The sequence below is a fragment of the Phocaeicola sp. RTP21198st1_B8_RTP21198_201120 genome (assembly GCF_040929485.1).
GTDB lineage: Bacteria > Bacteroidota > Bacteroidia > Bacteroidales > Bacteroidaceae > Phocaeicola > Phocaeicola dorei.
Genome location: NZ_JBCOCI010000444.1, coordinates 1 through 902, shown reverse-complemented (window position 1 = coordinate 902; position 902 = coordinate 1). Strand labels below are relative to the sequence as shown.

General features: G+C 43.2%; 1 protein-coding gene and 1 pseudogene. Both read left to right on the top strand.

Features of this window, described 5'->3' with window-relative positions; translation table 11 throughout:
* A pseudogene (locus AB5935_RS27120) lies at window positions 1–182 on the top strand (ribokinase); the annotation flags it as partial.
* A gap of 247 nt (window positions 183–429) precedes the next feature.
* Window positions 430–902 (top strand): carboxypeptidase-like regulatory domain-containing protein (locus AB5935_RS27115; protein ID WP_368327991.1); only part of this gene is annotated, 473 nt, incomplete at its 3' end.

Sequence of the window (902 nt, the reverse complement as noted above, 5' to 3'; positions counted from 1 at the left end):
CAGGGTGTGGAGACACTTACACCATCGGGTATCTATACCAACGGGTATCGGGTGTCGGCATCGAAGAAGCCGGACGTTTTGCAGCAGCCATGTCAACTTTAAAAATAGAGAAATCAGGTCCTTTCAATGGCAGCAAAGAAGATGTCGCTCAATGTATGACCACTGCGGAACAGATGTTTTAAAACAGGAAATCATAAAACGAACAGCGTATATATAGGATATACCTCCCCCAACGGGTAATCCTCATCCCATTATTCAGGCACGAACAACACCGGTTCGTGCCTGACTTTTTTCAACAGTCACCTCTCTTTTAGTGTTAAAATCAACCATTCCCTCTTTTTTCCAAAATCTTTTTTGAATTTCGTTTGTTTCCTTTGTTACTCTTGCCAAAAGACGGCAGAAAAAAGACTTCAACCTAAATAATAACAAATGGAAAAATTTAATGCAATGAGGACTAGACTTTTACAACATCTTCAGAAAAAAGCCATCAGGTCAAGGAGCATCATGACGCTTGTTTGCCTGCTACTGGCCTCTGCATCAGCCTTTGCACAGACAAAGACGGTGACAGGAACAGTGACGGACGCTGCCAATGAACCATTGATCGGCGCATCGGTACTCGTACAAGGAACTTCCACCGGAACCATCACAGACATGGACGGTAAATATTCAATCTCTGTCACTCCGGAGGACGTATTGGTATTTTCATACGTGGGGATGACTTCGCAAACCATTAAGGTGGGGGCACAGAATGTCATCAATGTCACTTTAAAAGAAGATTCACAAGTACTAGCCGAAACAGTCGTTATCGGATACGGTAGTGCAAAGAAAAGAGACTTGACAGGTTCTATCACCAATATCAAAGGAGAAGAGTTAGCCAACAAACCGGCAATGAATCCGCTATC